Annotated in this window: 26 protein-coding genes; 12 read left to right on the top strand and 14 right to left on the bottom strand. The window is 60.0% G+C overall.

From position 1 onward, the window contains the following. The first annotated feature begins 91 nt into the window (after nt 1-91). From AB4N64_RS12945 to AB4N64_RS12925, 5 genes are all read left to right on the top strand, one after another. Nucleotides 92-865: a ParA family protein gene (locus tag AB4N64_RS12945; RefSeq protein ID WP_460126094.1), complete on the top strand. Its 774-nt coding sequence runs from the start codon at nt 92-94 to the stop codon at nt 863-865. A gap of 467 nt (nt 866-1,332) precedes the next feature. Continuing rightward, a complete protein-coding gene (locus tag AB4N64_RS12940; protein WP_460126092.1) occupies nt 1,333-1,608 on the top strand; it encodes a metal/formaldehyde-sensitive transcriptional repressor in 276 nt (91 codons plus the stop codon). A 7-nt stretch (nt 1,609-1,615) separates the two neighbouring features. Beyond that, the gene (gene dmeF / locus AB4N64_RS12935) at nt 1,616-2,545 is read left to right on the top strand and encodes a CDF family Co(II)/Ni(II) efflux transporter DmeF (RefSeq protein WP_460126090.1); all 930 of its coding nucleotides are present in this window, start codon (nt 1,616-1,618) and stop codon (nt 2,543-2,545) included. A 32-nt stretch (nt 2,546-2,577) separates the two neighbouring features. Further along, nucleotides 2,578-2,967: a hypothetical protein gene (locus AB4N64_RS12930; protein WP_460126088.1), complete on the top strand. Its 390-nt coding sequence runs from the start codon at nt 2,578-2,580 to the stop codon at nt 2,965-2,967. Beyond that, on the top strand, nt 2,951-3,139 hold the full coding sequence (locus AB4N64_RS12925; RefSeq protein ID WP_460126086.1) for a DUF1289 domain-containing protein: 189 nt from the start codon (nt 2,951-2,953) through the stop codon (nt 3,137-3,139). The genes AB4N64_RS12930 and AB4N64_RS12925 overlap by 17 nt, the downstream gene beginning before the upstream one ends. Before the next feature lie 89 nt (nt 3,140-3,228). On the opposite strand, the gene AB4N64_RS12920 is transcribed toward AB4N64_RS12925, so the two are convergent. Beyond that, entirely contained in the window at nt 3,229-3,951 is a 723-nt protein-coding gene (locus AB4N64_RS12920; RefSeq protein WP_460126084.1) for a type 1 glutamine amidotransferase, read from the bottom strand. Nucleotides 3,952-3,968: 17 nt separating this feature from the next. After that, nucleotides 3,969-5,264, bottom strand: a complete 1,296-nt coding sequence (locus tag AB4N64_RS12915) for an aminotransferase class I/II-fold pyridoxal phosphate-dependent enzyme (protein WP_460126082.1) — start codon at nt 5,262-5,264, stop codon at nt 3,969-3,971. Between the two features lie 106 nt (nt 5,265-5,370). Here AB4N64_RS12915 and AB4N64_RS12910 point away from each other — a divergent pair, with 106 nt between their 5' ends. Then, a complete protein-coding gene (locus AB4N64_RS12910) occupies nt 5,371-6,183 on the top strand; it encodes a YggS family pyridoxal phosphate-dependent enzyme (RefSeq protein ID WP_460126080.1) in 813 nt (270 codons plus the stop codon). Between the two features lie 31 nt (nt 6,184-6,214). Further along, nucleotides 6,215-6,454 carry a cytoplasmic protein gene (locus AB4N64_RS12905; RefSeq protein WP_460126078.1) on the top strand — a complete coding sequence of 80 codons (240 nt, stop codon included), beginning with the start codon at nt 6,215-6,217 and terminating at the stop codon, nt 6,452-6,454. A gap of 323 nt (nt 6,455-6,777) precedes the next feature. Here AB4N64_RS12905 and AB4N64_RS12900 read toward each other — a convergent pair whose 3' ends face one another. From AB4N64_RS12900 to AB4N64_RS12880, 5 genes are all read right to left on the bottom strand, one after another. Then, the gene (locus tag AB4N64_RS12900; protein ID WP_460126076.1) at nt 6,778-8,103 is read right to left on the bottom strand and encodes an SDR family oxidoreductase; all 1,326 of its coding nucleotides are present in this window, start codon (nt 8,101-8,103) and stop codon (nt 6,778-6,780) included. 107 nt (nt 8,104-8,210) lie between these two features. After that, entirely contained in the window at nt 8,211-9,368 is a 1,158-nt protein-coding gene (locus tag AB4N64_RS12895; protein WP_460126074.1) for an alkene reductase, read from the bottom strand. Between the two features lie 106 nt (nt 9,369-9,474). Further along, entirely contained in the window at nt 9,475-10,158 is a 684-nt protein-coding gene (locus tag AB4N64_RS12890) for a type 1 glutamine amidotransferase domain-containing protein (protein ID WP_460126072.1), read from the bottom strand. Nucleotides 10,159-10,401: 243 nt separating this feature from the next. Next, the gene (locus AB4N64_RS12885) at nt 10,402-11,004 is read right to left on the bottom strand and encodes a TetR/AcrR family transcriptional regulator (protein ID WP_460126070.1); all 603 of its coding nucleotides are present in this window, start codon (nt 11,002-11,004) and stop codon (nt 10,402-10,404) included. A gap of 33 nt (nt 11,005-11,037) precedes the next feature. Continuing rightward, the gene (locus tag AB4N64_RS12880) at nt 11,038-11,673 is read right to left on the bottom strand and encodes a TetR/AcrR family transcriptional regulator (RefSeq protein WP_460126068.1); all 636 of its coding nucleotides are present in this window, start codon (nt 11,671-11,673) and stop codon (nt 11,038-11,040) included. A 113-nt stretch (nt 11,674-11,786) separates the two neighbouring features. On the opposite strand from AB4N64_RS12880, the gene AB4N64_RS12875 reads away from it, so the two are divergent. From AB4N64_RS12875 to AB4N64_RS12865, 3 genes are all read left to right on the top strand, one after another. Then, nucleotides 11,787-12,794: an NAD(P)-dependent oxidoreductase gene (locus tag AB4N64_RS12875; RefSeq protein ID WP_460126066.1), complete on the top strand. Its 1,008-nt coding sequence runs from the start codon at nt 11,787-11,789 to the stop codon at nt 12,792-12,794. Between the two features lie 422 nt (nt 12,795-13,216). Continuing rightward, a complete protein-coding gene (locus tag AB4N64_RS12870; RefSeq protein ID WP_460126064.1) occupies nt 13,217-13,873 on the top strand; it encodes a GntR family transcriptional regulator in 657 nt (218 codons plus the stop codon). Between the two features lie 12 nt (nt 13,874-13,885). Further along, entirely contained in the window at nt 13,886-14,737 is an 852-nt protein-coding gene (locus AB4N64_RS12865) for an urea carboxylase-associated family protein (protein ID WP_460126062.1), read from the top strand. A 57-nt stretch (nt 14,738-14,794) separates the two neighbouring features. Here AB4N64_RS12865 and AB4N64_RS12860 read toward each other — a convergent pair whose 3' ends face one another. From AB4N64_RS12860 to AB4N64_RS12850, 3 genes are all read right to left on the bottom strand, one after another. After that, nucleotides 14,795-16,060, bottom strand: coding sequence for an MFS transporter (locus tag AB4N64_RS12860; protein ID WP_460126060.1), 1,266 nt, complete (start codon nt 16,058-16,060; stop codon nt 14,795-14,797). A 142-nt stretch (nt 16,061-16,202) separates the two neighbouring features. Then, the gene (locus AB4N64_RS12855; RefSeq protein ID WP_460126058.1) at nt 16,203-16,595 is read right to left on the bottom strand and encodes a MerR family transcriptional regulator; all 393 of its coding nucleotides are present in this window, start codon (nt 16,593-16,595) and stop codon (nt 16,203-16,205) included. Nucleotides 16,596-16,692: 97 nt separating this feature from the next. Continuing rightward, nucleotides 16,693-17,268 (bottom strand): NAD(P)H-dependent oxidoreductase, encoded by a 576-nt coding sequence (locus tag AB4N64_RS12850; protein ID WP_460126056.1) that lies wholly within the window; start codon nt 17,266-17,268, stop codon nt 16,693-16,695. A gap of 244 nt (nt 17,269-17,512) precedes the next feature. Here AB4N64_RS12850 and AB4N64_RS12845 point away from each other — a divergent pair, with 244 nt between their 5' ends. After that, complete coding sequence (locus AB4N64_RS12845; protein WP_460126054.1) at nt 17,513-18,148, top strand: hypothetical protein; 636 nt, start codon at nt 17,513-17,515, stop codon at nt 18,146-18,148. Between the two features lie 42 nt (nt 18,149-18,190). On the opposite strand, the gene AB4N64_RS12840 is transcribed toward AB4N64_RS12845, so the two are convergent. The 4 genes from AB4N64_RS12840 to AB4N64_RS12825 form a co-directional block, all read right to left on the bottom strand. Then, entirely contained in the window at nt 18,191-18,736 is a 546-nt protein-coding gene (locus AB4N64_RS12840) for a hypothetical protein (RefSeq protein WP_460126052.1), read from the bottom strand. Nucleotides 18,737-18,842: 106 nt separating this feature from the next. Continuing rightward, entirely contained in the window at nt 18,843-19,511 is a 669-nt protein-coding gene (locus AB4N64_RS12835; protein ID WP_460126050.1) for a hypothetical protein, read from the bottom strand. Nucleotides 19,512-19,524: 13 nt separating this feature from the next. Next, nucleotides 19,525-20,223: a hypothetical protein gene (locus tag AB4N64_RS12830; protein ID WP_460126048.1), complete on the bottom strand. Its 699-nt coding sequence runs from the start codon at nt 20,221-20,223 to the stop codon at nt 19,525-19,527. A gap of 120 nt (nt 20,224-20,343) precedes the next feature. Continuing rightward, a complete protein-coding gene (locus AB4N64_RS12825; protein ID WP_460126046.1) occupies nt 20,344-21,276 on the bottom strand; it encodes a LysR substrate-binding domain-containing protein in 933 nt (310 codons plus the stop codon). Between the two features lie 104 nt (nt 21,277-21,380). On the opposite strand from AB4N64_RS12825, the gene AB4N64_RS12820 reads away from it, so the two are divergent. Then, on the top strand, nt 21,381-22,604 hold the full coding sequence (locus AB4N64_RS12820; protein ID WP_460126044.1) for an MFS transporter: 1,224 nt from the start codon (nt 21,381-21,383) through the stop codon (nt 22,602-22,604).

The following is a 22,604-nucleotide window of genomic DNA, read 5'->3' as shown; positions in this document are numbered from 1 at the left end:
TCTTAAAAATGCAATAAAACCGTCGCGTAGAAATATTACTGAAATGTTTCATTCCTATGATGTAGGAGTTTTCTTTCAGGGAAGTATTGTCATGCGTCGAGTGGTGTTCAATCAGAAAGGTGGGGTGGGCAAGTCCAGCATTGCCTGCAATCTTGCGGCGGTCAGTGCGACCGAAGGCTACAGGACGCTCTTGGTGGACCTCGATCCCCAGGCTAATTCCACCCATTACCTGACCGGGTTGACCGGTGATGAAATCCCCATGGGCATCGCCGACTTCTTCAAGCAAAGCCTGTCCAGCGGACCGGCCAGCAAGAAGAATCACGTGGCGATCACCGAAACGCGCTACGACAATCTGCACCTGGTCACGGCCAGCCTTGAGCTGGCCGATCTGCAAACCAAGCTCGAATCCCGCTTCAAGATCAACAAACTGCGCCGTTTGCTGGTGGCACTGTCCGAAGATTACGAACGCATTTACATCGACACGCCGCCCTCGTTGAATTTCTACACCATCAGCGCATTGATCGCCGCCAACCGCGTGCTGATTCCCTTCGATTGCGACACCTTTTCTCGCCAGGCGCTCTACAACGTCATCGCCCAGGTGGCGGAGTTGCGTGCCGACCATAACGAGTCGCTGGTGGTGGAAGGGGTGGTCGTCAACCAGTTCGAGGCGCGTGCCCGTTTGCATCAGGCCTTGATCGACGAACTGGTAGCCGAAGGCTTACCGGTGTTGCCGGATTATCTGAGCAGTACGATCAAGATGCGTGAGTCCCATGAAGCGTCGGTGCCAATGATTCACCTGGCGCCACGGCATAAATTGTCGAGGGAATTCGTTAACCTGTTTTCGGCCCTCGAGCGCGCGAGCTGACCACAAGGGGGTGGGCGTTGCATTCCTTTTTGGAACTTTGACGACGGAAAAATCCAGCGTGCCGATGAATTGCGGCTGCGGATCAATCCGCACGACTGGCAGTTACTCAAGGATGCGGCCGACCAGGCCTATGACTTGACCACGCAGATGCTCGCGCGCGATCAACGCGATTGCCTGAACGTGAAATCCATGCGTTTACCTGCAGGAGAGCAGCCATGACGGACGAGAAGAGAGATGAGCCTGAAGACGATGTGCCGATTCACTCCACGGAACAGGAGCGCGAGCGTTTGAAGGATTACAATAAGGACGGCATTCCGCCTGGTTCCTGTTGATTGCGAAGGTCTTCGGCGAGGGGCGTTGGCTTTCGAACCTGTCCAAGTCAACGAGCGCGTCGTCCAGGGACGGGCCTTGCCAACGTGACAATCAGAGCGCATCATGGCGCCCAATATAGGGTAGGGGGGTATGCTATGGCGCACACCAAGGCAGGAAAAGATGACTTGCTCAAGCGCGTGCGGCGCATCGCGGGCCAGGTACAAGCCATTGAACGCGCGCTGGAAGGCGAGGCGGACTGCGGGAAGACGTTGCACCTGGTGGCGGCCACCCGTGGCGCCATAAACGGCCTGCTCGACGAAATCATCGAGGACCACGCCCGCGAACACGTGGCCAAGCCTGGCCTCAGTGATGAGGAGCGGGCGCAAGGTGTCGAAGAGCTGCTCGAAGCTATTCGCCGTTATTCCAAGTGAGGGCAGCATGAGTACCGTTGATTACACACACAGTCATGACTTCCTCGGCGCCAGCCACGACGACAACGCCAAACGCACGCTCTGGGTGGTGATCCTGACCGTGGTGATGATGGTCGGTGAAATTGCCGCGGGTTACCTGACCGGTTCCATGGCGCTGCTGGCCGATGGTTTCCATATGGCCACCCACGCCGGGGCGTTGGGCATTGCCGCCGCCGCATACGCCTTTGCGCGCAAGCATTCGGACAACGGCGCCTACAGTTTTGGCACCGGAAAGGTCGGCGACCTGGGTGGTTTCGCCTCGGCGTTGATTCTTGGCCTGATCTCGCTGGGCATTGGCGTCGAATCGGTGATGCGCCTGTTCGAGCCGACGCAGGTGCAGTTCGGCACCGCCATCTGGATCGCCGTGCTCGGCCTCGCCGTCAACATCGTCAGCGCGCTGCTGCTGGCCGGCGGCGCCGGTCATCATCACGGGCATGACCATGGCCATGCACACCACCATCATCACGATCACGCCCACGGCGAAGACAACAACCTGAGATCGGCCTACGTTCACGTGCTGGCCGATGCCGTCACATCGGTGCTGGCCATCCTGGCCTTGCTGGCCGGCAAGTTCCTCGGCTGGGTGTGGCTCGACCCGGCCATGGGCATCGTCGGTGCGGTGGTCATTGCCCGTTGGGCCTGGCTGCTGATGAAGGACACCGCCTCAGTGTTGCTGGACAGGACCGATGAGCACGTGGCCGACGAGATCCGCGAACTGCTCGCGCAGTCGCAAGCCTTGCGCATCGTCGACCTGCATGTCTGGCGCGTGGGCCCCCAGGCGCGGGCGGCGATCGTCAGTGTGCAGGGTCCGGCACAATCCTCGGCCGACGATGTGCGCAAGGCGTTGCAGCCTGTCCACGAAGTCACGCACCTGACCGTTGAGTACCGCACGGCCTGAGCCGTCCCGTCACGCTGGTAAAGAACACTGATATGGCGTCATTGAAACGAAAATACAGCGCCATCGAACGCGAGCTGGCGCGTGCGTTGACCATCGCCTGCGAGGCGGCAAAAAGCGAGATCGTCGGGTTTGAATGGCTGACCCATCGGGTGGATTACACGCGTTTTCCAGAGAGCCTGATCGTCACCTGGGTATTCGATAGCGATGTCCACCACGACCAGGCCATCTCCGGGCAGGCTAAAGCAAGGATGCAGGCACACACCCTGGCCGCGTTTGAAGAGATCGGCATCAGCGTGAAAGACATTGCACGCCATGTCGAATTCGACTCGCAGGAGCGTTGCGAAGCCCAGCACGGTGGTGATTGGGCGGCGCGCATCGACTCACGTCAACGCAAGGGGAGTCGGCATGGCCAAGGACATTGAAAACCCTTGCGTCTCGCTGTGCCAGTTGAACAGCGAACTGTGCGTGAGCTGTGGCCGCACCCGCGAAGAGATTCGAAAATGGCGTGGCATGAAGCGTCCGGAAAAAATGGCGGCCGTGCAAAAGGCCACGGCGCGCCTGAAAGCGATCAACAAAAAGAAGAGCAAGGCCTAGGCTTAGCGAATTCCCATCCTTTAGCTTGCCTTCGACCACGTAGACCCGATGTTTTTCCCTGCTCACGAAGTCCACGATCATGAGCAATGCTATCGCGTTGCCTGATAATCGCTGACGATCGCATCCAGGAAACCAAACAGCTTCTGATTCATCTGCGTGTAATCATTCGCTCGCAGGACCTCAGGCTGCTGGACAAAGCGCCGGTCAATCATTGCGTCCAGATCGCCTCCGGTCGCTCCAATCAGCAACTCGATGACTTCACGCGTGAATTCCATATGGCACTGGAATCCGTACACCAGCCGGCCGTATTGGATGATCTGCCGGGGGCAACCCTCACTGAATGCGAGCACTTGCGCATCCGCGGTCAGGCCCGGCATGTCGTTATGCCAATGGCCAACCTCAAGCGTTGGCCCAAAGTGCGCGACGTGGGCATTTGCCTTGCCGGCGTCGGTCAAGGTGATCGGATAGTTGCCGATTTCCGCTTCCGGACTGTGGTCACATTTCGCGCCCAACGCTTCACCCATCAGTTGAGCGCCCAGGCACACGCCGACCACTGCCTTGTTGGCCGACACGGCCTTGGCGATCAATGCGCATTCGGCCGCTGCGTCGAAGTGCGGGCATTCTTCCCGCGTGGTCGAGGGGCTTTGCGGACCACCGAGGACGACCAGAAGATCGATGTCGTCCAGCCTCTGCGGTAGTGCCTCGCCCAGATAAACGCGGGAGTAGCGGGTCTTATAACCGCGATTTTTGACCCAGGTTTCATACGCGCCAGGTGATTCAAAGGCTTCGTGGACCACAAAATGTACGTTCATCGTTTTTCCTCCAGTGATCAAAGGCAGGCTTTCAGGTCGCGAGCGAAGGCCCTGGCCTGATGGGGCCTGAGGTGCGAGACGGTCACGCGCAGGGCTTGCGAGTGTCCATCGACATCGAAGGCGGTGCCCAGGCGAACCAACCAGCCTTTCTTGGCCAGTTCATAGGCCACGTCCTTCGCGTCCCTGGGCAGTGGAATCCAGACGTTGAACCCGCCGTCAGGTTTGGTGATGTCGATTCCGGCCTGGGCAAGTTCCGCACACAGTTCATCGCGCAGTCGCGCGTAGCCGGCCCGGGCTTCATCCATTCGGGCGAGCGATTCCCCGGATTTCAGGCCCGTGATCACGGCCGCCTGAAGAATGTGGCTGACCCAACTCATGCCCGATGCGAGTCGGGTGCGCAGGCGCGCGGCAGTCAGTCCATCGCAACCGACAAATGCCACACGCAGGTCCGGGCCGAGCCCTTTGGATACCGAGCGCACAAGCGCCCAACGTGCAGTGCCGGGCGGGATGACTGAGTAATAGGGCGTTTCATTGAGCAGGCCGAAATGATCGTCGACGATCACGGCCACCTCGGGAAACTTGCCCAGGACCTTCTTCAGTTGCTGCGCGCGCTGGCTGGACAGGCTGCAGCCTGACGGATTGTGGGCGCGAGGGGTGATCAGTGCCGCCCGTGCGCCTTTGGCCAGGGCTGCGTCAAGCGAAGCCGGGGTCATGCCGTATTGATCGATCTCAACCCCGAGGGTGCGCATGCCGCCAAGGCGCAGCGCATTGATCGTGCCGAGAAAGCCGGGATCCTCGATGGCCACGCCGTCGCCCGTAACCAGCAGCGCGGCAGCCAGACGCTCGATGGCATCGACCGCGCCATGGGTCAATTCAAGGCTCAAATGGGCCGGGCAATCAGGCGCCAGCCATTGCTCGCCCATCTCTCGTAACTCCGGGAGGAGGGTGTCGTCACCGTACAAGTACGGGCGGGTAAGCGGCTCGGCGAGAAGCGAGGCGACCGAGGGCAGCCACGCAGGGTTCGGGTTGCCATCGGCCAGGTCGACCAGGGCTGTGCCGCTGCTCAAGCCTTCCTGCTCGCCGGCTTGGGGGGGCTGGCAAATGCTCGTGCCATGGCGGCCCTGAGCCAAGGCGATGCCGGCGGTCACCAGGCGCTGGTACGCCGCGGCGACCGTATTGCGATTTACATTGATCTCTTCTGCCAGTTCTCGCACCGGTGGCAACGACGCACCGGGTGCGAGCTGCCCGTTCTGCACCAGGGCGCGGATGCAGTCAGCGATCTCCTGGGCGGATTTGCCTTTGATTTTAGTCATTGTCCTATGCCAATATTTATTTAGACACAGACAAAGTGTATCGGAGTTCAAAGCGCTTGGGTATGTGCGAGCGGCTGACGCTCCCTGTGAATGAGGAGAGGCTGACATGAACGAACGCAGTGCTGATTCACCCACTCAGACCCGCCATGACCAACATGGCTTGTGGCCTGTCGCCGAGACCGTCGACGACTTTCGGCGCAACCTGGCAACGGTCAATGCCCGTATCGAGGCCGCCTGCGCCCGGGTCGGGCGTGACGAGAGCAGCGTCCGCCTCTTGCCGGTGAGCAAGACGGTGGACGAAGCGCGCATCCGTCTCGCCCACCAAGCGGGTTGCCTGATGCTTGGCGAGAACAAGGTCCAGGAAGCCAGCCGGAAGTGGGAGGCGATGCGCGACCTGCCGGCGCTGCGCTGGTCGGTGATTGGCCACCTGCAAACCAACAAGGCCAAGGTCGTCGCCCAGTTTGCCAGTGAGTTCCAGGCACTCGACAGTCTTCGCCTGGCGGTTGTGCTGGATCGTCACTTGCAGGAAGCGAGCAGGTCGCTCGATGTGTTTGTCCAGGTCAATACCTCCGGCGAAGACAGCAAGTACGGACTGCGTCCTGAGGATGTCGCGGGATTTCTTCGAGAGATGCTGGCGTTTCCTTCGCTGCGCGTGCGAGGGCTGATGACCCTGGCCGTGTTGTCAGCGGAGCCTGCGCGCGTGCGCACCTGTTTCGCACTGCTGCGCAACCTGCGCGACCAACTGCGTCAGGATCTTCCCCCCGAGATCGAGCTTGATGAGCTGTCGATGGGGATGTCCGGCGACTACGAGATTGCCATTGAGGAAGGCGCCACGGTGGTGCGGGTAGGGCAAGCGATCTTCGGTGCACGCAATACGCCTGACTCCCATTACTGGCCTACGGCTTCAACAGCAGATTGAGCTCGATTCACTTATTGAAGGAACGCACCCGATGCACACTCACAGGCTGATTATTCGCCAGCACGACAAGTTACTTGGCCATTTTGATTCCAGTACACCCGATGCTCGGGACGCGATTCGCGAGATCGCCTCGCGTTTTCCCGAATCCGAAGGCTTTGAGGTGCAACTGTTCGTTGCACAGCAGGAGAGGCGCTTGCTGGAGAGCGGCCCCGAAGGCATTCGTCTGATCAGCATTGAGCCCGTTTTCACAAGCGCGGCGCTCGAAGGCTGAGCCACATCGGGCAACTTTTTTAAACTTTGCAGCCATCTTCGAGCAACTGCTGACGTTGCGCCATAGTGTCGACCAGTTGCGGGCGATGGAAGAGGCCAGGGTCCGGTCGCTGCGGGGTCACCAGACTACGGTGCCGGGGGAGGCAGTTCACTTGTCTTTTCTGAAATTGCAGGAGGGGATCGCCGGGCTCGAGGAGTGCGGGCGACCCTCGCCGAAGCTACCGGTGACGTACCCAAACTTTAACCTCTCCAGGCTGGAGGGATGCACTCACGCGCTGTTCGCTCTGGCGCTATCGGTGGACATCCCCTCAGCCCACGGACGTCTTAGCGCAGCCTGCGCGATGTCCGGCCGATTCTTCGATCCAGGGCCAGCAGCACACCACCGATCAAGAGCGCTGCGCCGGCGACCATCAAAGGCGACTTGGGCGCCGGAGAGCGCCATCCGCCTTCCACGCTACGCTGCTGATCAGAGAGACCGAACAGGTTGCCTGAAGTCGTGTCGCACTGCGGGCTACGATTCAAAGCGGTGCGCGTCAACCAACCGGAGAGTTGTGGGAAGCGCGGTAGCAGAAAGTGGGCGATGCGAGCCAGGGTTGCTGCGCTTCCCACGGTCGTGCTGTTTCTAGGCGCAATGGCGCACGTGACCATGGCCCTGGCAACCCGATGGGGATCATAGACGGGCGGTGGCGGTTTGAGCGCATGACCGGTGAAGTTGCCACCGTCGCGAAAACCTGGCGTATCCATCACCGCAGGGTAGATGTCGCAGACTTTGATGCCGGGGAATGAATGCAGCTCGCCGCGCAGCGCTTCGCTCAATCCACGCAATCCGTATTTGCTGGCCGAGTAGGCCGCAGCATAGGGTTGCGCGACCCAACTGCCGAGCGACAGGGTATTGATCAATATGCCGCGCCGCTGCGCCTTGAAGTATGGCCAGGCGACATAAGCGCCGCGCAGGTAGCCCAACAAGTCGGTTTGGAGCACCTGTTCATGTGCTTCCAGGGGCGTTGTCTCGAAGTTGCCAACCGCGCCAACCCCTGCATTGTTGATCCAGATGTCGATCCGGCCATTGCCGAAGGAGGCGGCTTGCTCGGCCAGGTTGCGCATGTGGTCGTTGTTGGTGACATCGGTGGGCACCGCCACGGCCGAAGCGCCTCGTTCGGCGCATTCCTGAACAACTTCATCAAGCGTATTTTCATCGCGCGCGGCCAACACCAGGCGAGCACCCTCGGCGGCGAAGGCGTGAGCCGCAGCGCGGCCGATGCCGCTGGAGGCGCCGGTGATAACGACCACTTTGTCATTCAATCTGCCCGCTGTCAGACCCACCCCGGATTCGGGGCGGGCTGGAAAGGTGATGGGATCCGAGGGAGCTGTAAATGGCTGCTCGTGCAGTGGCAGTCGCGCACCGTCGGCCAGGATCAAGGTGAGGCCCTCGATGGTGCCAACGAGCCGGTTTGGGAACACGGGCTCACCGGCGGGATCGAGCTCATCCAGGTAAAACTGGCGGCCCTCCATCCAACCGACGGCGGTCATCAACTCCGGACCCAAGTAATATTTGCCGTCCAGGAAAAACCCGGAGAAAGGTCGTGCGCGCTCGAGTTGTTCTACGACGTAGCGCTCTCCGACCTTCATGCCTGTTGATGGATCGATCATGGTGACGCCCTCCGATTCGCTAGTGTTGCGATAGAGGCTCACGCATTACGCAACGTTCAATCGAAGTGACTCAATGGTGCTCCCGGTGCCGCTTCCCGGATGGAGGTTCACACCCTGGCTGCTTGAACATCTTGAGTCTGGAGGGGGCAATACCGCGGGTAATCGGTAAAGCCTTGTTCTCCACCGCCATACATCCCGGCGGTATTCAGCGCATTCAACGGCCAGCCATTAGCGATACGCTGGGGCAGGTCGGGGTTGGCGATAAAGGGCCGGCCAAACGCAATCAGGTCGGCCAGGCCGGCGTTGATCAGGCGGGTCGCGCGTTCTGCGGTGTAAAGCCCGGCGTAGATAGTCCGCCCTGAGAACGTGCTTCTAACGTCACGACGAAAGTCTTCGGGCAGGTCAGGGGCATTGGCCCAGTCCGCTTCGGCAATGGAAAGGTAAGCAATGCCTTCCTGTTCGAGCACCTTGATGGCTTCGATGTAGGTGTGGTGCGGGTCATCTTCCACGAAACCAATGTAGACGCGGTCCTCTTGAGTGCTGGTGAACAGTGGGGTGAAGCGTACGCCCACACGGTCGGGTCCGACGACGGCGCTGACGGCTTGTACCACTTCACGTAAAAAACGCAGGCGGTTTTGCAGCGAGCCGCCGTATTCATCGGTGCGCTGGTTGGCGTGGGCGGAGATGAACTGGTTGACCAGATAACCGTTGGCGGAGTGAATCTCGACGCCATCGAACCCGGCACTCAAGGCATTGCGCGCCGCCTGGGCGTAGAGTTCGACCAGTTCCTTGATTTCGGCGACACTCAGCTCGCGCGGCATAGAGGGCTCGACCAGCGTGCCGGTGCCCGGTCCGGTTTCGATAAAGGCTTTGACCTTTTGCGCCTGGATGGCGGACGGTGCGACAGGGGGCGCGTTGTCCGGTTGCAGGGCGCTATGGGACACGCGCCCGACATGCCACAGTTGCGCAAAAATAACCCCGCCTTCGGCGTGTACGGCGTCGGTCACGGTACGCCAACCCTCGATCTGCGCCTGGCTGTAGATGCCCGGTGTCCAGGCATAGCCCTGGCCACGGGGTTCGATCTGTGTGCCTTCGCTGACGATCAAGCCGGCGGTGGCCCGTTGCTGGTAGTAGCGGGCCATCACTTGCGTGGGTACGTCACCGGGCTGGCCGCTGCGTTGGCGGGTCAGGGGCGGCATGACGATCCGGTTTTTCAGCGTCAGCGGGCCCAGCGAAGTGGGTTCAAACAATGAGCGATGCTGCATCGGATATTTCCTTTCGGTTTGAGCGTGGCGGGCTTGGGCATCAGCCACCGCCACGGCCCGGGTCATTGCGGCGCGGGGACGTCGAAACGCCTCCTGAAGGATGGGATTAGCGGTTGTTCAACAGGTCGATCAGGACCTTCGCCGTTTCGCTCGACGACCCCGGGTTCTGGCCGGTGATCAACAGACCGTCGCGAACCACGTAGGAAGCCCAATCTGCGCCTTTGGAATACAGGCCGCCGTTAGCCTTGAGCATGTCTTCAACCAGGAAGGGCACCACGTCGGTCAGACCGACCGCGTCCTCTTCGGAATTGGTGAACCCGGCCACGTTCTTGCCTTGAACCAGTGGAGTGCCGTCGGGATTTTTCACATGACGCAGGACGCCCGGCGCATGGCAGACCAGGGCCACAGGTTTGCCGTCGGCCTGGAAGGATTCGATCAGTTGGATGGAAATCGGATCTTCCGCCAGATCCCACAGCGGGCCGTGGCCACCCGGGTAGAAAACCGCATCAAAATCGGCCGGCGAGACGCTGTCCAGGCGTACGGTGCTGGCGAGCAATGCGATGGCCGCCGCATCGGCTTCGAAGCGGCGAGTCAGGTCAGTCTGGAAGTCTGGCTCGTTACTCTTCGGGTCGAGCGGTGGCTGGCCACCGTTTGGCGACGCCAGGACGATGTCAGCGTCGGCTTCCAGGAAGGCGTAGTAGGGCGCCGCCAGCTCTTCGAGCCAGAAGCCGGTTTTACGGCCAGTGTTGCCGAGGGTGTCGTGCGAAGTCAGAACCATGAGAACTTTCATTTTGATGTTCCTGTTTTGGATTGAGTGTACGTGGATCTAATTAGACCGGTCGTCTATCCGATGGGGTTACCTTAAATGCGATTAGACCAGTCGTCTAGTGAAATTCGATTATTTTTTTGCGAACGCCTTCCAGAGCGAGAAAAAAGGGGGAACAGAGAGCAAGAAAGCAGGCGCGAGCGTTGGAGGGCTCGCTCGTTGCGCCAGTACCGTCAAATGTGGAGGACCGTTACCGATCCTTATAGGTCAGGACAGATCGAGCAGCTTGCGAGTTGTCGCCAGCGCCGTTTCGAAGGGCTGGACACTCTTGCTGATCTTGACCATTACGCTGGCACCGACCCACAGCTGATACAGGCTTTGGGCGACCGCATGAGGTGGGTCATCCGACTTCAGGGAACCTTCAGCGATCCCGATTTCAATCGCGCTCGCAATTCGGTCAATGATCCCGGAGGTGCCTCGCTTGAGCACCGCTCGCATCGTTTCCGAGAGATCGGCCACCTCGACACCCAGCTTCACCGCCAGGCACTTGCCCTGGCAGTCCTCGAAAGATTGGGTTTGTTGCCAGACGTCCCAGTACTTCATCAGGCGCTGGGCCATGGTCAGGCCCGGCAGCGCCAGGACGTCATCGAGTTCGGCGAGATAGACCGAGAAGTAGCTTTCCAGCAAGGCTTCGCCAAAAGCGTCCTTGGAGCCGAAGTAATGATAAAACGACCCTTTGGGCACACCCGCAGTGGCCAGGATTTCATTGAGGCCCACGCCGGAATACCCCTTGGCGGCCATGATTCGCTGGCCGACATCTAGGATTTCCTGGCGCACATCAGAGGTTTCGCGAGTCTTTGGACTGTTCATGGTCGGCATGTTATTCCGTACTAGACGATCAGTCTACTCGTGGTGGATTGCCGGCTCATCAGCGCTCGCCAAAGCCCCGCGTATCAACGACGCGAATGTGTCTATCGTCTCATCTCCCTGATGGCGACCCCGAACCATTGCACCCGCAAGGGCTTCCCCAGCGCCAACGAGTCCCGTGCAGCGTCGCTGCAACTCCGCTGCGGATAAAGGCGTGTGGGGCTCAAGGACCGCGACGAACATTTGTACGCAGTTATCCAGCAGTTCCTGAAAAACCAACGCTTTCTCGGTGCTGCCTGCCAACGCCGCGCCCACGGCGTGAAATTCATCGGTGTTGTCTGCCGCGCATTGGATATAGGCGCTGGACAGCACCTGGGCGGTCTCTTTCAGGCTGCGAGGGTGGCTGGACATGGCGTTGCGAAAGGCGCTGACCCGCTCGGTATCGATCCATTTATAAAGCTCGATCAGCAGTCCAGATCGAGTGCCGAAATGGTCGTAGACCACCGGTTTGGAAACACCTGCGCGGACTGCGAGATGCCCCAGGGTCAATCGGTCTGCATCTTCTTCACGCACGATCACTAATGCGGTGGCGAGTAACTGGCGACGGCGGTCGGCGTGCGAAAGCCTTCGCGACGCTGGAGCAGGGGTGGAGCGATTGACGTCTTCTTGCACGGTATTAACCCCAGGGAAAATAAAACCTACCAACGGTAGGTTACGAGTCTCGGCGACTCGTGTTAGCGTTCCTACCAATAGTAGGTTGTTACCCAAAACACAAGGAGAACACTATGTCCATGCATCCAATTTTGTTGATGGGCGGCTCTGGCGCCATTGGCCATCATACTGCCCAGGCGTTGCGCGCCGCTTATCCGGACGTGCCGCTGCTGATCGGCGGCCGAGACCTCGCCAAGACTCAGCACGCTGCCGAGCAGATGGGAGGGGCGCAGGGAGTGGTGATTGATCCCTCGGCCGAAGGCCTTGGCCTGGGGGATCGCCCCGTCAGTGGCGTCGTGGTTTTCTACATGGATCACACGCTGGCAGGGCTGCATTTTGCCCAGAAACGCGGCGTACCGCACCTGAGCATCTCATCGGGCGTTTTTGAAATCGCGCCGCAAATTGCCACTTACATGCACACCCCAGACGCCGCTCCCATCGTCCTCGGTTATGAGTGGATGGTCGGCGCGACGACCGTGTCGACACTGAGTATCGCCCAGGCATTCGGCAAGGTGCATGACATCCGCATCCACGCGCTGGTGGATGAGCAGGACACCGGGGGGCCGACCGTCGCAGCCGATTTCGAACACCTGAACAAAATGTTGCCCGCCGCGTTGACGTGTCGTGAAGGTGCGTACATTTGGCGTGAAGCGCAGGACGCCAAGGTCGGCTTCTGCGCCGTCGATGGCACGCCAATGGAAGCCACGGGCTTCTCGTCCATCGATGTCGTTGGCCTGGCCGCCGCGACGGGGGCACCCAATGTCCAGTTCAACCTGGCCAGTGGCGTGCGTTCAACCCGACGCCAGGGCGGATCAATGTCCACCGAGATCATCATTGAGCTTGCCGGTGTGAATCGCCAGGGTCACCCTCTGCGCACCCGACACGCCTTGATTCATCCGGCGGGCGCTGCACCGCTGACAGGCCTCTGCGTGGCGATGAACCTGGAGCGATTGCTTGGGTTGGACGGTCAGGCACCGACGCCTCCAGGCTTGTACTTCCCCTATCAGTTGCTCGATGCGGCTGAATTCCTAAAACGCCTGGAAGATGAAGGAGGGGAGCTGCGTGAACTGCCGGAGCAGTGAAACTGCTCCGTCGCCTCAGCGCATCAAAACGAGGCGCACTGAGATAAGGGGCAGGCCTTGAACAGGCGCGATGGATCATTGCGACCATCGTCCTGTTGGGGTTAGGTTCTCACCGTCGATCACAGCCTTGTTTTCCAATTCCTTGGGTAACACCTTGCGCTGATTTTCGCGCTTCCCTCAATTTCTGTTGTTTCTTTTCGCCCCATACCACGGCATTCAAATGTTCTGTGCGCCAGGACGGCGCCCGGAATCTCATTTGGTGAAGGATTGCCTGCGCGAAATGGCCGAAAATGGGCGAAAAAGTCTCTCTGATTACTCTCAAGTCTCGGTGTCAGTAGTTGGCACGAAAATAGGTTAATAGTGATTAATCGATTGTTGAACAATCGTGGTCACCCTATTTCCAACTACCGAGAGTTCCCAACATGCAAAACGGTCAGCAGGGAAAGGCCGAGCAGGTGGCGATTCAACTGCGCGAAGACATTATCGGTGGTCGCCTGCTGCCGGGCATGGCGCTGGTTGAAAGCGAGCTGGTCAATGCCTACTGCGCTTCGCGCAATACCGTGCGTGAAGCGTTGCATCATCTGGGTCGGGAAGGGCTGGCCAGTTATGTGCGTAACAAGGGTGTGATCGTTCGCCGTCTGGGACCGGATGATGTTCGCGACATATTCAAGGTGCGTCGCACCCTGGAGTTGCAGGCGATTGCCCAGAGCAAGCCGCTTCGCGAATACCAGTCGGATTTGATGCTCGATGCCATCGAAGCCGCCCAAGTGGCTCAGGATCGCGAGAATTGGCAGGCCTTCGGCACACACAGCCTGAGGTTTCACCAACACATTGTCGGCTTGATGCGCAGCCCGTTGTTCAACGAGTTCTTCACCCAAGTGATGGCGCAGATGCGCCTTGTGTTTTCCCTCGCCCCCAATGAAGAGCGCTTCCAGAAGCCCTGGCTTGAGCGCGACCGCTACATCCATGACTTGCTGGTCGAAGGCGACAAACAGGGCGCAGAAGAAGCGCTCGGCAGTTACCTCAATGATTCCGAACGACTGCTCCTGGACATCTTGGGCAGCCATCCAAAACACTAACGAGGACACATCATGTACAAGGATTATCCAGCGGCTTATCAGGTCAGCAAGGGTGCCGCATTGCAGGTCGACAAAGGCTTTTACGACCGCATTCGCGAAGCGAAGGATGGCCGTACCCTGGTTGAGCAATTCGAAGTGCCGATCCGTACCGGTCGTGCCTGGAAAGTCCCCGCGGGTCATGTGTTTCGTGTGACCACACCCGTTGGCCCCCAGGTGGGCGACTTTAACGTCTGGAACGCCAACGATCCCCGTGAACGCATGTGGGCGGCGCGCACGCGGCAACTGCAAGGCGCGCACGTCACCACTTATGACCGCCTGTGGTCGAACCTGCCGTTCCTGCGTCCGATGGTCACCATCACTGACGATAGCCTGGCCCATTACGGCATCGACGAACATGGCGGTCGCCTGCACGACTTGTTGGGCACCCGCTGCGACCCGTATGTGAACAAGATGCTGACCGGCGAGGATTTCCACCACCACTGCCACTCCAACCTGACGCGCGCGGTACTGCCGCACGGCCTGACCGAGTTTGACGTGCACGACGTGCTGAACATTTTCCAGTGCACGGGCCTCAATCATGACGACATGTACTTCATGAAAGCCTGCCCGGCCCAACAAGGTGATTACCTGGAGTTCTTTGCCGAGATCGATCTGCTGTGCGCGCTCTCGACGTGCCCGGGTGGTGACTTGTCGCTGCCGATGTGGGGCCCGGATGCGCAAGACCCGCTGACGGTCTGCCGGCCGTTGGGCGTGGAAATCTACCGGTTGGATGAAGACCTTCTAGGCGATTGGCAACAACCGGCGCGCGCCAGCTACAACGGCAATCACGGGTTGCTGATCCCAAAGGCCGCCTGGGAAAAGTAAGGGCAGGGTAGCCGTGGCCTGAGGTGATCGCTCACCTCAGGCTTGCCCCTCGGCAGGCTACGCCGAAACCTTCTCGTCCTCAGTCGCCTGCACCGCCTGCGCAAGATCCTCGGTCATGCGCAGCTCGACGCCTGTCGCCGAATACTGTGCCGCCGCAGCGAATGGCGCAGAGGCTACCGGCACCGGGTGCTCACGACGACGCCAGACGAAGAACGCCACCATCGCCAGATTGATCACCGCAAACGCCCAGAACAGACCTGAAGGTCCGGCCCAAGTCATGACCGGCGAGATGGTCATGGGGCTGACGGCGGAACCGAGTGAGTTGATCAGCAACAGGCCCTGGATCATCCGCACCAGCGCGCCATCCGGCGCGCTGTCGGCGGCGTGACTGACCGCCACCGGATAGACCGCGAACACCCCGCCACCGAGCAGGAACATGACCAGCAGCATCGGCCAACCAGACGGTGGCAACAGCACCGCCGCGACCGACAGCGCAGCACAGGCGGCGGCCAGAATGATCAGCACGCTTTGGCGGTCCTTGCGGTCCGACCAGCGCCCGACCGGGTATTGCAGGACCATGGCGCCGAAAATAACCGCTGCCATCATGTGCCCGACCTCGGTGACATTCAGCCCGACTTTCTGCAGGTACAGCGGCAGCAGGGTATACACCGCCGCAATGGCCACCCCGGAGCCGAAACAGCCCATGACGCCGGTCGGCGTGATTTTCAGCAACTTGGCCGGATGCAACGGCTCTGCGCGCTCCACCAGCGGCGTAACTTTGGGAAGCATCACGATCGGCACCAATGACAGCGATGCCAGCATGGCCGCAATGGTGAACGGCACCGCGTCGCCCGCGCCCATCACCGTGCCCAGGCTCAACTGCCCCAGCAGGCCTGCGCTGTAGAGCGCGATCATGTACAGCGCCAGCAGGCGCCCACGAATTTTCGGTTCGGCCACCAACAGCAGCCAGCTCTCCACCACCAGGTAAACACCGACAATGGCCCAGCCGTTGATCAGGCGCAGCGCCGACCAGATCCATGGATCGCTGCACAGGCCTTGCAGGGAAATGGTCACCGCGATCAATGCAGCGAAGCAGCTATAGGCCCGAATGTGACCGATGCGGGAAATCAGCCGCTCGTTGAAGATCGACCCCAACGTCAGTCCGATGAAGTACGCCGACGACACCACGCCCACCATCGTCGCAGAGAAACCCATGGCATCCAGGCGCAGCGTCGTCAGCGACGACATCAACGCGCTGCTGATGCTCATGATGAATAAACCCAATAGCGGAGCCAGCGCCATGGACAGCAATTGCACAGACATAACGACCTCAGTGGACAAACAGACAGGTAGCGTTGCTGGCGGTGGCTTTATTGGAATTGTGCAGCGGGCAACTCAGGGCGCGCATCTTAGCGGGCGGCAAGGCGCTGTTGAAGAGCGTGGCCGGAAGATTTCCGCCGAATGTTCACGCGAGCCGATATTTGGCATCTTGTCGAGTTTGCTGGCACTGAACCTTGGCAACGTTGAGGGTGCCTTCAAACGCCTCAAGCGCCGCGTGAACCTTTTGCAGCCCGAGGATCTGCGTCATCAACTCGCGCTTTTTGTCGGTGATCGCCTTGTGTACCGAGTCCCAGGGCAGCGCCTCGCCTTGGTGATCCTTGAGGATCAGCTGCATTTCCTTGAGCTTGAAACCCAGTTGCTGGGCGCATTTGATGAAGGTCAGCAGCTCCACGCTTTGCTGGCTGTAAATCCGATACCTGCCCTCGCGCCGGGGCGGCGCCAGCAAGCCGATGGCTTCGTAGTGACGGATGGCTTTAACGGTCGTACCTGACAACTGGGCGGCTTTGCCGATGTACATGAAACGTCCTTTTTTCACACGAGAGGGGCGCACAAGCGCAACGCCGCATCTTTACACAGCCATGCCCGTTTGCAAGGTCATGCGGCAAGCCCGTGCATCAACGGCGGGCCATATCCCGAGCCTGCTTGAGCCAGGTTTCGCGCTGTTGAGGGGTGGAATCGAGGATCGGCCCGAACGTCAGGGTTTTCAGCGGCTTTATGCCACAGAACGCCAGGGTGGTCTTGCGCATCTGGTGCAGGCCGGGCATGCGGTAGACCCACTTGTAGTACCACGATGGCGTGTCCATGGTGACCAGCAGGTGAGCGGTCCTGCCGTGGAGCAGCTTGGCGGGAAAGGCCTTGCCTTCGCGGTACTTGAAGGCAAAACCGGGCAGGAACGTCCGATCGAGAAAGCCTTTCATCAGGGCCGGTATGCCACCCCACCAGATCGGAAAAACCAACGTCAGGTGCTCGGCCCAGGTGATATCGGCCTGCGCCCTGAGCAGATCGGGTTCCAGAGGCTGGATCTGTTGGTAGCCGTCGTGCAGGATCGGGTCGAAGCTCAAGTCACCCAGGCGGAGCACCCGCACATCGTGCCCGGCACGCCTGGCTGTTTCGACATAACACTCGGCCAGTGCACCGCAGAAACTGTTCGTGGAAGGGTGACCCAGAATCACCAGTACCCGTTTGCTCATGATCACTTCATCCTGAAAATTGGGTATTGAGCATAGGGTGTGCCCTTAGGGGGAGAGTCAACGGATGGCACCCGCAGCGGTTATTGCTGGTGGAGATCGGCAGGTTGCGCGCTGAAAGCGCAGCAGACGACACTCGCTTGGGTGTCCAATCACTGGGTGGTCGCCTTTTGATTCGGCTGGATTCGCTCTAGAATCAGCCCCGCAGTCAACGTGACTGCGCTCGTGAATCAGCAAGGAAGTCGATATGCAATTTGGAAAAGCCATGGCGTTTGCCCTGGCATTGAGTCTTGGTGGATGCGCAAGCTTCACCAAGGATGAAGTGGCGCGGGTGGATCTGCCCTCGATGGCCAGCTACGCGAACAAGCCCAACGTCTATGTGGATTTCGATTTCTATCAGGGCGACCCTGGCAATGCTCAGGCCAACGAGGTTCCGCAGGCACGGGAGATGCTCAAGCCCGACCTCAAGCGTGCATTCAATGAGTCCGGTCTGTTTGGTCGTGTCAGCTTTGACGAGTTTGAAAAGCAGCCAGGTGACTACAGTCTTCGATTGAAGGTGTACAACCACGCGCCAGGGGGTGGGCAGATGGCGCTGGCGTTTATCAGTGGTCTGACCCTCACGATCATCCCTGCACTGGCGACCGACCAATACACCATGAGTCTGGAAACCCTGGACGACCGTGGTCAGTCATTGGGCAAAACCAGTAACCACGACGCGGTGAATACCTGGATGGGCATCTGGTTCCTGCCGCTTGCGGGCAATACGCCCAAAGCGGCTGTCACCGATACCTTCAGTCGTCAGGTCAATGCGCTGCTGAAGAATTGGGTCGACAGCAACCGCCTGAAGTATTCCGCTGTTGATGCCCGCATTCCTCGCGGCTGACCTCGATAGACAAGAGCCGCTATCGCGGCTCTTTCTTTTTGCTCACTTGAGCGCCTGAACGAACTGCGGGTCGCTGTACAGGCTCTTGAGCAACGCCTGCACCATCGGATTGTAATTGTTCGCCGCCGCAGGAATGGCGATCGGTCCGAAGAAGCTGCTGTCCCAATCACGCTGCACGTCTTTGGTGGTTTCATACAGCACCTGGTCACCCTTGCGCAGGGTGAAACGTGCAGCCAGTTCGCCGTGGCCAGTGATCACGCCGGTGTTGAGTTGGCTCTTGACCAGTTGGATCTGCAGCTGCCGTTCGGCGCGAGGGTCAAGCAAGCCGGCGTGACGGAGCTCATCGCTGATCGCGGCCTGAATGTGCAACGGCACACTGCCTTCGGGCGAGGAAATCGGATTCAGGCGAACCATCAGAGAACCCTGTCCAGAATCAGCATTCACCTGCGCATCGCGTACCGGTTGCAACGGCGCGTTTTGCTTGAGCTGCTGGACATTCTGAAAGTCGGGTTCGTAGCGGGTCATGGTCACACCGCAGCCTTGCAACAGCAATGCGCAGACGGGGAGGGCGAGGTAGAGCTTTTTCACGGCATATCCTTGCGTGAGAAGAGGAGAAAGCGATTATCAATTGATCGCGTTGGGGCCATCAAGTGAGCATACCGGTGTAAACCAGGGCGTGGGGCGATCAGTCGAGCTACAGCACGACCCGGTAGTAGTCGTTCCGATCTTCATGGGTCTCTTCCAGCACCGTCCAGCGTACAACACTCGGTGTGTCGTTTAGCGCGGCTTCGCCCGCATCCACGTCAGCCAACAGCAGGCTGATGAACGTGCAGATCTGCTTGCGAACCTCTTCCGGCTTGTCTATTTGCGCAAGGCGCAAGCTGAAGGTCCAGTGGTCTGCTGCGCCGTTTTCCGCTTCCCACCGAAACAGGCGCGCGGTGCCGTCTCGCAGTTGGGTCATGGTGGCGGGAGACAACCCATACATTTTGAAGCCCATGTAGTCCTCAGACTTCACGTTGGTCGGTACACCCCACAGGTTAATGTGAAGCAGAGGCTCCGGGCTCAGGCCTCCCTCGACGTTATCGCAGAGAAAACTCATCTGGAACGCGAGGTGCGCGGTCGGCTCGTGTTTGCGGCTCGGCGTGAGCGGCAACGTCCAGGCGACATCGCTGTAAATCCAGCCACTGGCGTCGGTTCTGTAGCTGCTGCACCACTGGCCTGGTGTGTAGGTGGTGTCCAGCGGGCTTTGGCGGAACAAGTCGCTGACCTCTTGCTTGATTAGGTTCGCCAGTGCTTCGCATTCCCTGGCCACTTGGGACACGAAAGCGATGGAGGCGGTGATGGCTTGACCGGTTTCACTCATTGGCAATGCACTCTCAAGATTGGGGCGGCTGGGGGTGAGCGAAAAACACATGTTCGGATACGTTGGGAAGCTGTGGCTTTGTCAGGTTTGTTCCGAAGCCATTGAAGGGCTTCACGGCCAGCAGCTCCAGGCACTCGCCGACTTGCTTGATCCAGCGTTGCAGTTCAAGTCCGCGACCCATGGGGATAGCGGCGACGGCCGTGAGGATGTCAAACCACGAGCGCATGATCAGCTTGCCTTCCCAGCAATCACGGTGATTCAGGGCATTGCTGGCTGCGCTGGTATCCAGGCCGATAAACAGATGAAGGGCATGTTGCCGCTGGTGCTCGTCGAGATATTTTTCCCATTGAATGTGTAACTGCTCGTCACCGCTCAAGGGCGCTCGCCATTTGAATTCCACCAGCAAAATCCGCGTTTGCGCGCCCCAGGTCAGTGTCACCAGAAGGTCTGGCTCGATGCGTCCGTTATGTGGCCAGAACTCCATTTCGGCATGGGTGGGTGCGCCGGTAGGGAAGGCATGCTCGGGATTGCGATGGCGCACCACCGCGCCCCAGAAAGTGGCGATCGCCGCCGGAGACAGAAAGGCCAGCGGGCCGATCAGCGTCGAGGTGATTTCATCTTCCTCGGCCACCCGTTGTTCGGTGGTTTCATCCCTATGGCCCAGATAGCGGCGATAGAGCCTGGATTTCTTGTGGCTGAATGCGTGCAGCATCAGGCGTCCTTTCTGCGATGGCCCAAGTCGGGGCATCCGCTGTATCGGCCGGATCCGAGCCGATTTGAATTTTACCGTCCACGAATCGCCTGTAGGAGCGAGAGCTCCTGTCCTCTGGAATCATTGGTGGCTGGGTTGCTGGCTCTCGCTGCGAAACCATTCCAGGAGGCTGCGGATCTCCGGCGTGTGCTCCTTGCCCGGTGCGCAGAGGAAGTGATACCCGGTGCCGCAGTCCGTTTCTTCGTCGACCAGTTTTTGCAGGAGCCCGGTTTGCAGCTCGTCGGAGATGTGCGACGTGCGCGCCATGGCCACGCCCAGGCCGCGTATGGCGGCCAGCACGGCCATGCTGGAATGGGGGACGGTGAGCGCGCAGTCGAACGGCAACGAAGTGAGTTCGTTCTTCTCCAGCCAGTAATCCCACGACGGCGTGGAGACCATCTCGCCACTGAGCAGGCTGCGCCAGCGCAGGATGATCGGATACCTGAGCACGTCCGCCGCGCTGTCGGGCACCCCCAGGCGGGCGACCAGCGCAGGGCTGCACACCGGGAAAATCTTCTCCGGCAGGATGAACTCCGAGAAGAATCCCGGCCAGGCAGCGTGGTCTTCACCCAGGCGGATGGCGGCTTGCCCGCTGGGGTGGTCGAACCGGGAAAATTCGTGGGTGTTGAGCTGGATGCGAATGTCCGGATGGGCCGCATGAAAACCCGGCAGGCGCGGAATCAACCAGGTGTTGGCGAAGGAGTCATGCACGAACAGTTCGACCATCGACTGGCCCTGGGCATCGCGTTCGAAACGGCCGGCGAGGGCGTTGATGTCCTTGAGAAAACTGCGCACCGTGGGCAGCAGTTCGGCACCGGCCTTGGTCAGTGTCATCGCCCCGGCACTGCGATCGAAAAACTGCGCGCCCATGACTTCTTCCAGTTGCTTGATCTGATGGCTGATCGCACTTTGGGTGATGTGCAACTCCAGCGCCGCCTGGGAAAAATTCAGGTGCCGCGCACAGGCTTCGAAGCCGCGCAACGCGGTCATCGAGGGGAATTTCCTAATGGCCATGGCCTGGCCTTGCAAACAATCTCATGGGGCATCAATTCCTTTCATTAACGGCAAGATTTTACATACGGACACAATGTACCTTCACTCTTGCGCGACATGAACCCATGGCCTCCACCGTTCCTGCCTCCAGCGTTGCCGATACGCAACGTACCACCAAGAAAAACACCCTGGTCGCCGCCTGTACCGCCCATGCCGCTCACGATGGCCTGAGCGATCTGGTGTACGTGTTCCTTCCGGTCTGGCAGGATATGTTCGCCCTGAGCTATGTGTGGCTGAGTGTGCTCAGAAGCGCCTATGCCTTGACCCTCGCGACTTTGCAGATCCCGGCGACCACCTTGTCGGCGAAGATCCGCCCGGCGCACCTGCTGGTGATCTCCACGCTGGTGACCGCGCTCGGCTGGTTTCTCGCGGGGCTCGCCGGTAGTGCGGTGGCCCTGGGGGGCGCGCTGGTCATCGCCGGCATCGGCGCCAGCGTGCAACATCCCATCGCCTCGGCCATGGTCGCTCGCGCCTATGGCAGCGCCGCCAAAAGACCTCTTGGGCTGTACAATTTTGCCGGCGATATCGGCAAGTCGGTATTGCCGGCCTCGGCGGCTGCGCTGCTGACCTACGGCACGTACCACAGCGTGGTGATGGCTTACGCCGGTGTCGGCGTGTTGGCCGCGCTGCTGATCTGGACGCTGGTGAGGAATGTCGTGACGCCGGATCCGTCCAAAGTGGCCAAGGTCGCCAAGACGCCCGTGCAGGACAACGTGAAGACCAAGGCCTTTGGGCGCGGCTTCCCGGCCCTGTTGTCGACGGCGGTGCTGGACAGCGCGGTGCGCATGGGCTTTCTCACCTTCCTTCCCTTCATCATCAAGGCCCAGGGTGGCTCACTTGCCCAGACGGGGTTCGCCCTGACGCTGGTGTTCATCGGCGGGGCAGTCGGCAAGTTCTGTTGCGGCTGGTTCGCCGATGTACTGGGCAGCGCCAGAACCATTGTGCTCACCGAACTGCTGACGGCGACATTGATCGCCGTGGTGCTGATGACGTCCCTGGACTGGGCCATGGTGGCCTTGCCGTTCCTCGGGGTCGTGCTCAACGGCACCTCGTCGGTGTTGTACGGCGCGGTCACCGATGTGGTGGACTCAGCCACCCTGGAGAAAAGCTACTCGGTGTTCTACACCGGCACCATCGGCGCCGGGGCCCTGGCGCCGGTGTTGTACGGGTTTGCGGGTGACCACCTGGGCGTGACGGCGGCGGTGTTGATCATCGCGGGAACGGCGGCGGTTTCGTTCTTGCCGGTGACGATCGTCAGCCTGCGGCACCCGCGTATTTTCGATCAGTAA

The organism is Pseudomonas sp. S2_C03 (assembly GCF_054668405.1).
The sequence above is the reverse complement of the archived record's forward strand: the minus strand, read 5'-3'. Positions and strand labels throughout refer to the sequence as shown.

What these genes read in the sequence shown, in the direction of transcription:
- AB4N64_RS12945 (WP_460126094.1), top strand. Translation starts at nt 92, where the DNA reads ATGCGTCGAGTGGTGTTCAATCAGAAAGGTGGGGTGGGCAAGTCCAGC.
- AB4N64_RS12940 (WP_460126092.1), top strand. Translation starts at nt 1,333, where the DNA reads ATGGCGCACACCAAGGCAGGAAAAGATGACTTGCTCAAGCGCGTGCGG.
- dmeF (WP_460126090.1), top strand. Translation starts at nt 1,616, where the DNA reads ATGAGTACCGTTGATTACACACACAGTCATGACTTCCTCGGCGCCAGC.
- AB4N64_RS12930 (WP_460126088.1), top strand. Translation starts at nt 2,578, where the DNA reads ATGGCGTCATTGAAACGAAAATACAGCGCCATCGAACGCGAGCTGGCG.
- AB4N64_RS12925 (WP_460126086.1), top strand. Translation starts at nt 2,951, where the DNA reads ATGGCCAAGGACATTGAAAACCCTTGCGTCTCGCTGTGCCAGTTGAAC.
- AB4N64_RS12920 (WP_460126084.1), bottom strand. Translation starts at nt 3,951, where the DNA reads ATGAACGTACATTTTGTGGTCCACGAAGCCTTTGAATCACCTGGCGCG.
- AB4N64_RS12915 (WP_460126082.1), bottom strand. Translation starts at nt 5,264, where the DNA reads ATGACTAAAATCAAAGGCAAATCCGCCCAGGAGATCGCTGACTGCATC.
- AB4N64_RS12910 (WP_460126080.1), top strand. Translation starts at nt 5,371, where the DNA reads ATGAACGAACGCAGTGCTGATTCACCCACTCAGACCCGCCATGACCAA.
- AB4N64_RS12905 (WP_460126078.1), top strand. Translation starts at nt 6,215, where the DNA reads ATGCACACTCACAGGCTGATTATTCGCCAGCACGACAAGTTACTTGGC.
- AB4N64_RS12900 (WP_460126076.1), bottom strand. Translation starts at nt 8,103, where the DNA reads ATGATCGATCCATCAACAGGCATGAAGGTCGGAGAGCGCTACGTCGTA.
- AB4N64_RS12895 (WP_460126074.1), bottom strand. Translation starts at nt 9,368, where the DNA reads ATGCAGCATCGCTCATTGTTTGAACCCACTTCGCTGGGCCCGCTGACG.
- AB4N64_RS12890 (WP_460126072.1), bottom strand. Translation starts at nt 10,158, where the DNA reads ATGAAAGTTCTCATGGTTCTGACTTCGCACGACACCCTCGGCAACACT.
- AB4N64_RS12885 (WP_460126070.1), bottom strand. Translation starts at nt 11,004, where the DNA reads ATGAACAGTCCAAAGACTCGCGAAACCTCTGATGTGCGCCAGGAAATC.
- AB4N64_RS12875 (WP_460126066.1), top strand. Translation starts at nt 11,787, where the DNA reads ATGTCCATGCATCCAATTTTGTTGATGGGCGGCTCTGGCGCCATTGGC.
- AB4N64_RS12870 (WP_460126064.1), top strand. Translation starts at nt 13,217, where the DNA reads ATGCAAAACGGTCAGCAGGGAAAGGCCGAGCAGGTGGCGATTCAACTG.
- AB4N64_RS12865 (WP_460126062.1), top strand. Translation starts at nt 13,886, where the DNA reads ATGTACAAGGATTATCCAGCGGCTTATCAGGTCAGCAAGGGTGCCGCA.
- AB4N64_RS12860 (WP_460126060.1), bottom strand. Translation starts at nt 16,060, where the DNA reads ATGTCTGTGCAATTGCTGTCCATGGCGCTGGCTCCGCTATTGGGTTTA.
- AB4N64_RS12855 (WP_460126058.1), bottom strand. Translation starts at nt 16,595, where the DNA reads ATGTACATCGGCAAAGCCGCCCAGTTGTCAGGTACGACCGTTAAAGCC.
- AB4N64_RS12850 (WP_460126056.1), bottom strand. Translation starts at nt 17,268, where the DNA reads ATGAGCAAACGGGTACTGGTGATTCTGGGTCACCCTTCCACGAACAGT.
- AB4N64_RS12845 (WP_460126054.1), top strand. Translation starts at nt 17,513, where the DNA reads ATGCAATTTGGAAAAGCCATGGCGTTTGCCCTGGCATTGAGTCTTGGT.
- AB4N64_RS12835 (WP_460126050.1), bottom strand. Translation starts at nt 19,511, where the DNA reads ATGAGTGAAACCGGTCAAGCCATCACCGCCTCCATCGCTTTCGTGTCC.
- AB4N64_RS12830 (WP_460126048.1), bottom strand. Translation starts at nt 20,223, where the DNA reads ATGCTGCACGCATTCAGCCACAAGAAATCCAGGCTCTATCGCCGCTAT.
- AB4N64_RS12825 (WP_460126046.1), bottom strand. Translation starts at nt 21,276, where the DNA reads ATGGCCATTAGGAAATTCCCCTCGATGACCGCGTTGCGCGGCTTCGAA.
- AB4N64_RS12820 (WP_460126044.1), top strand. Translation starts at nt 21,381, where the DNA reads ATGGCCTCCACCGTTCCTGCCTCCAGCGTTGCCGATACGCAACGTACC.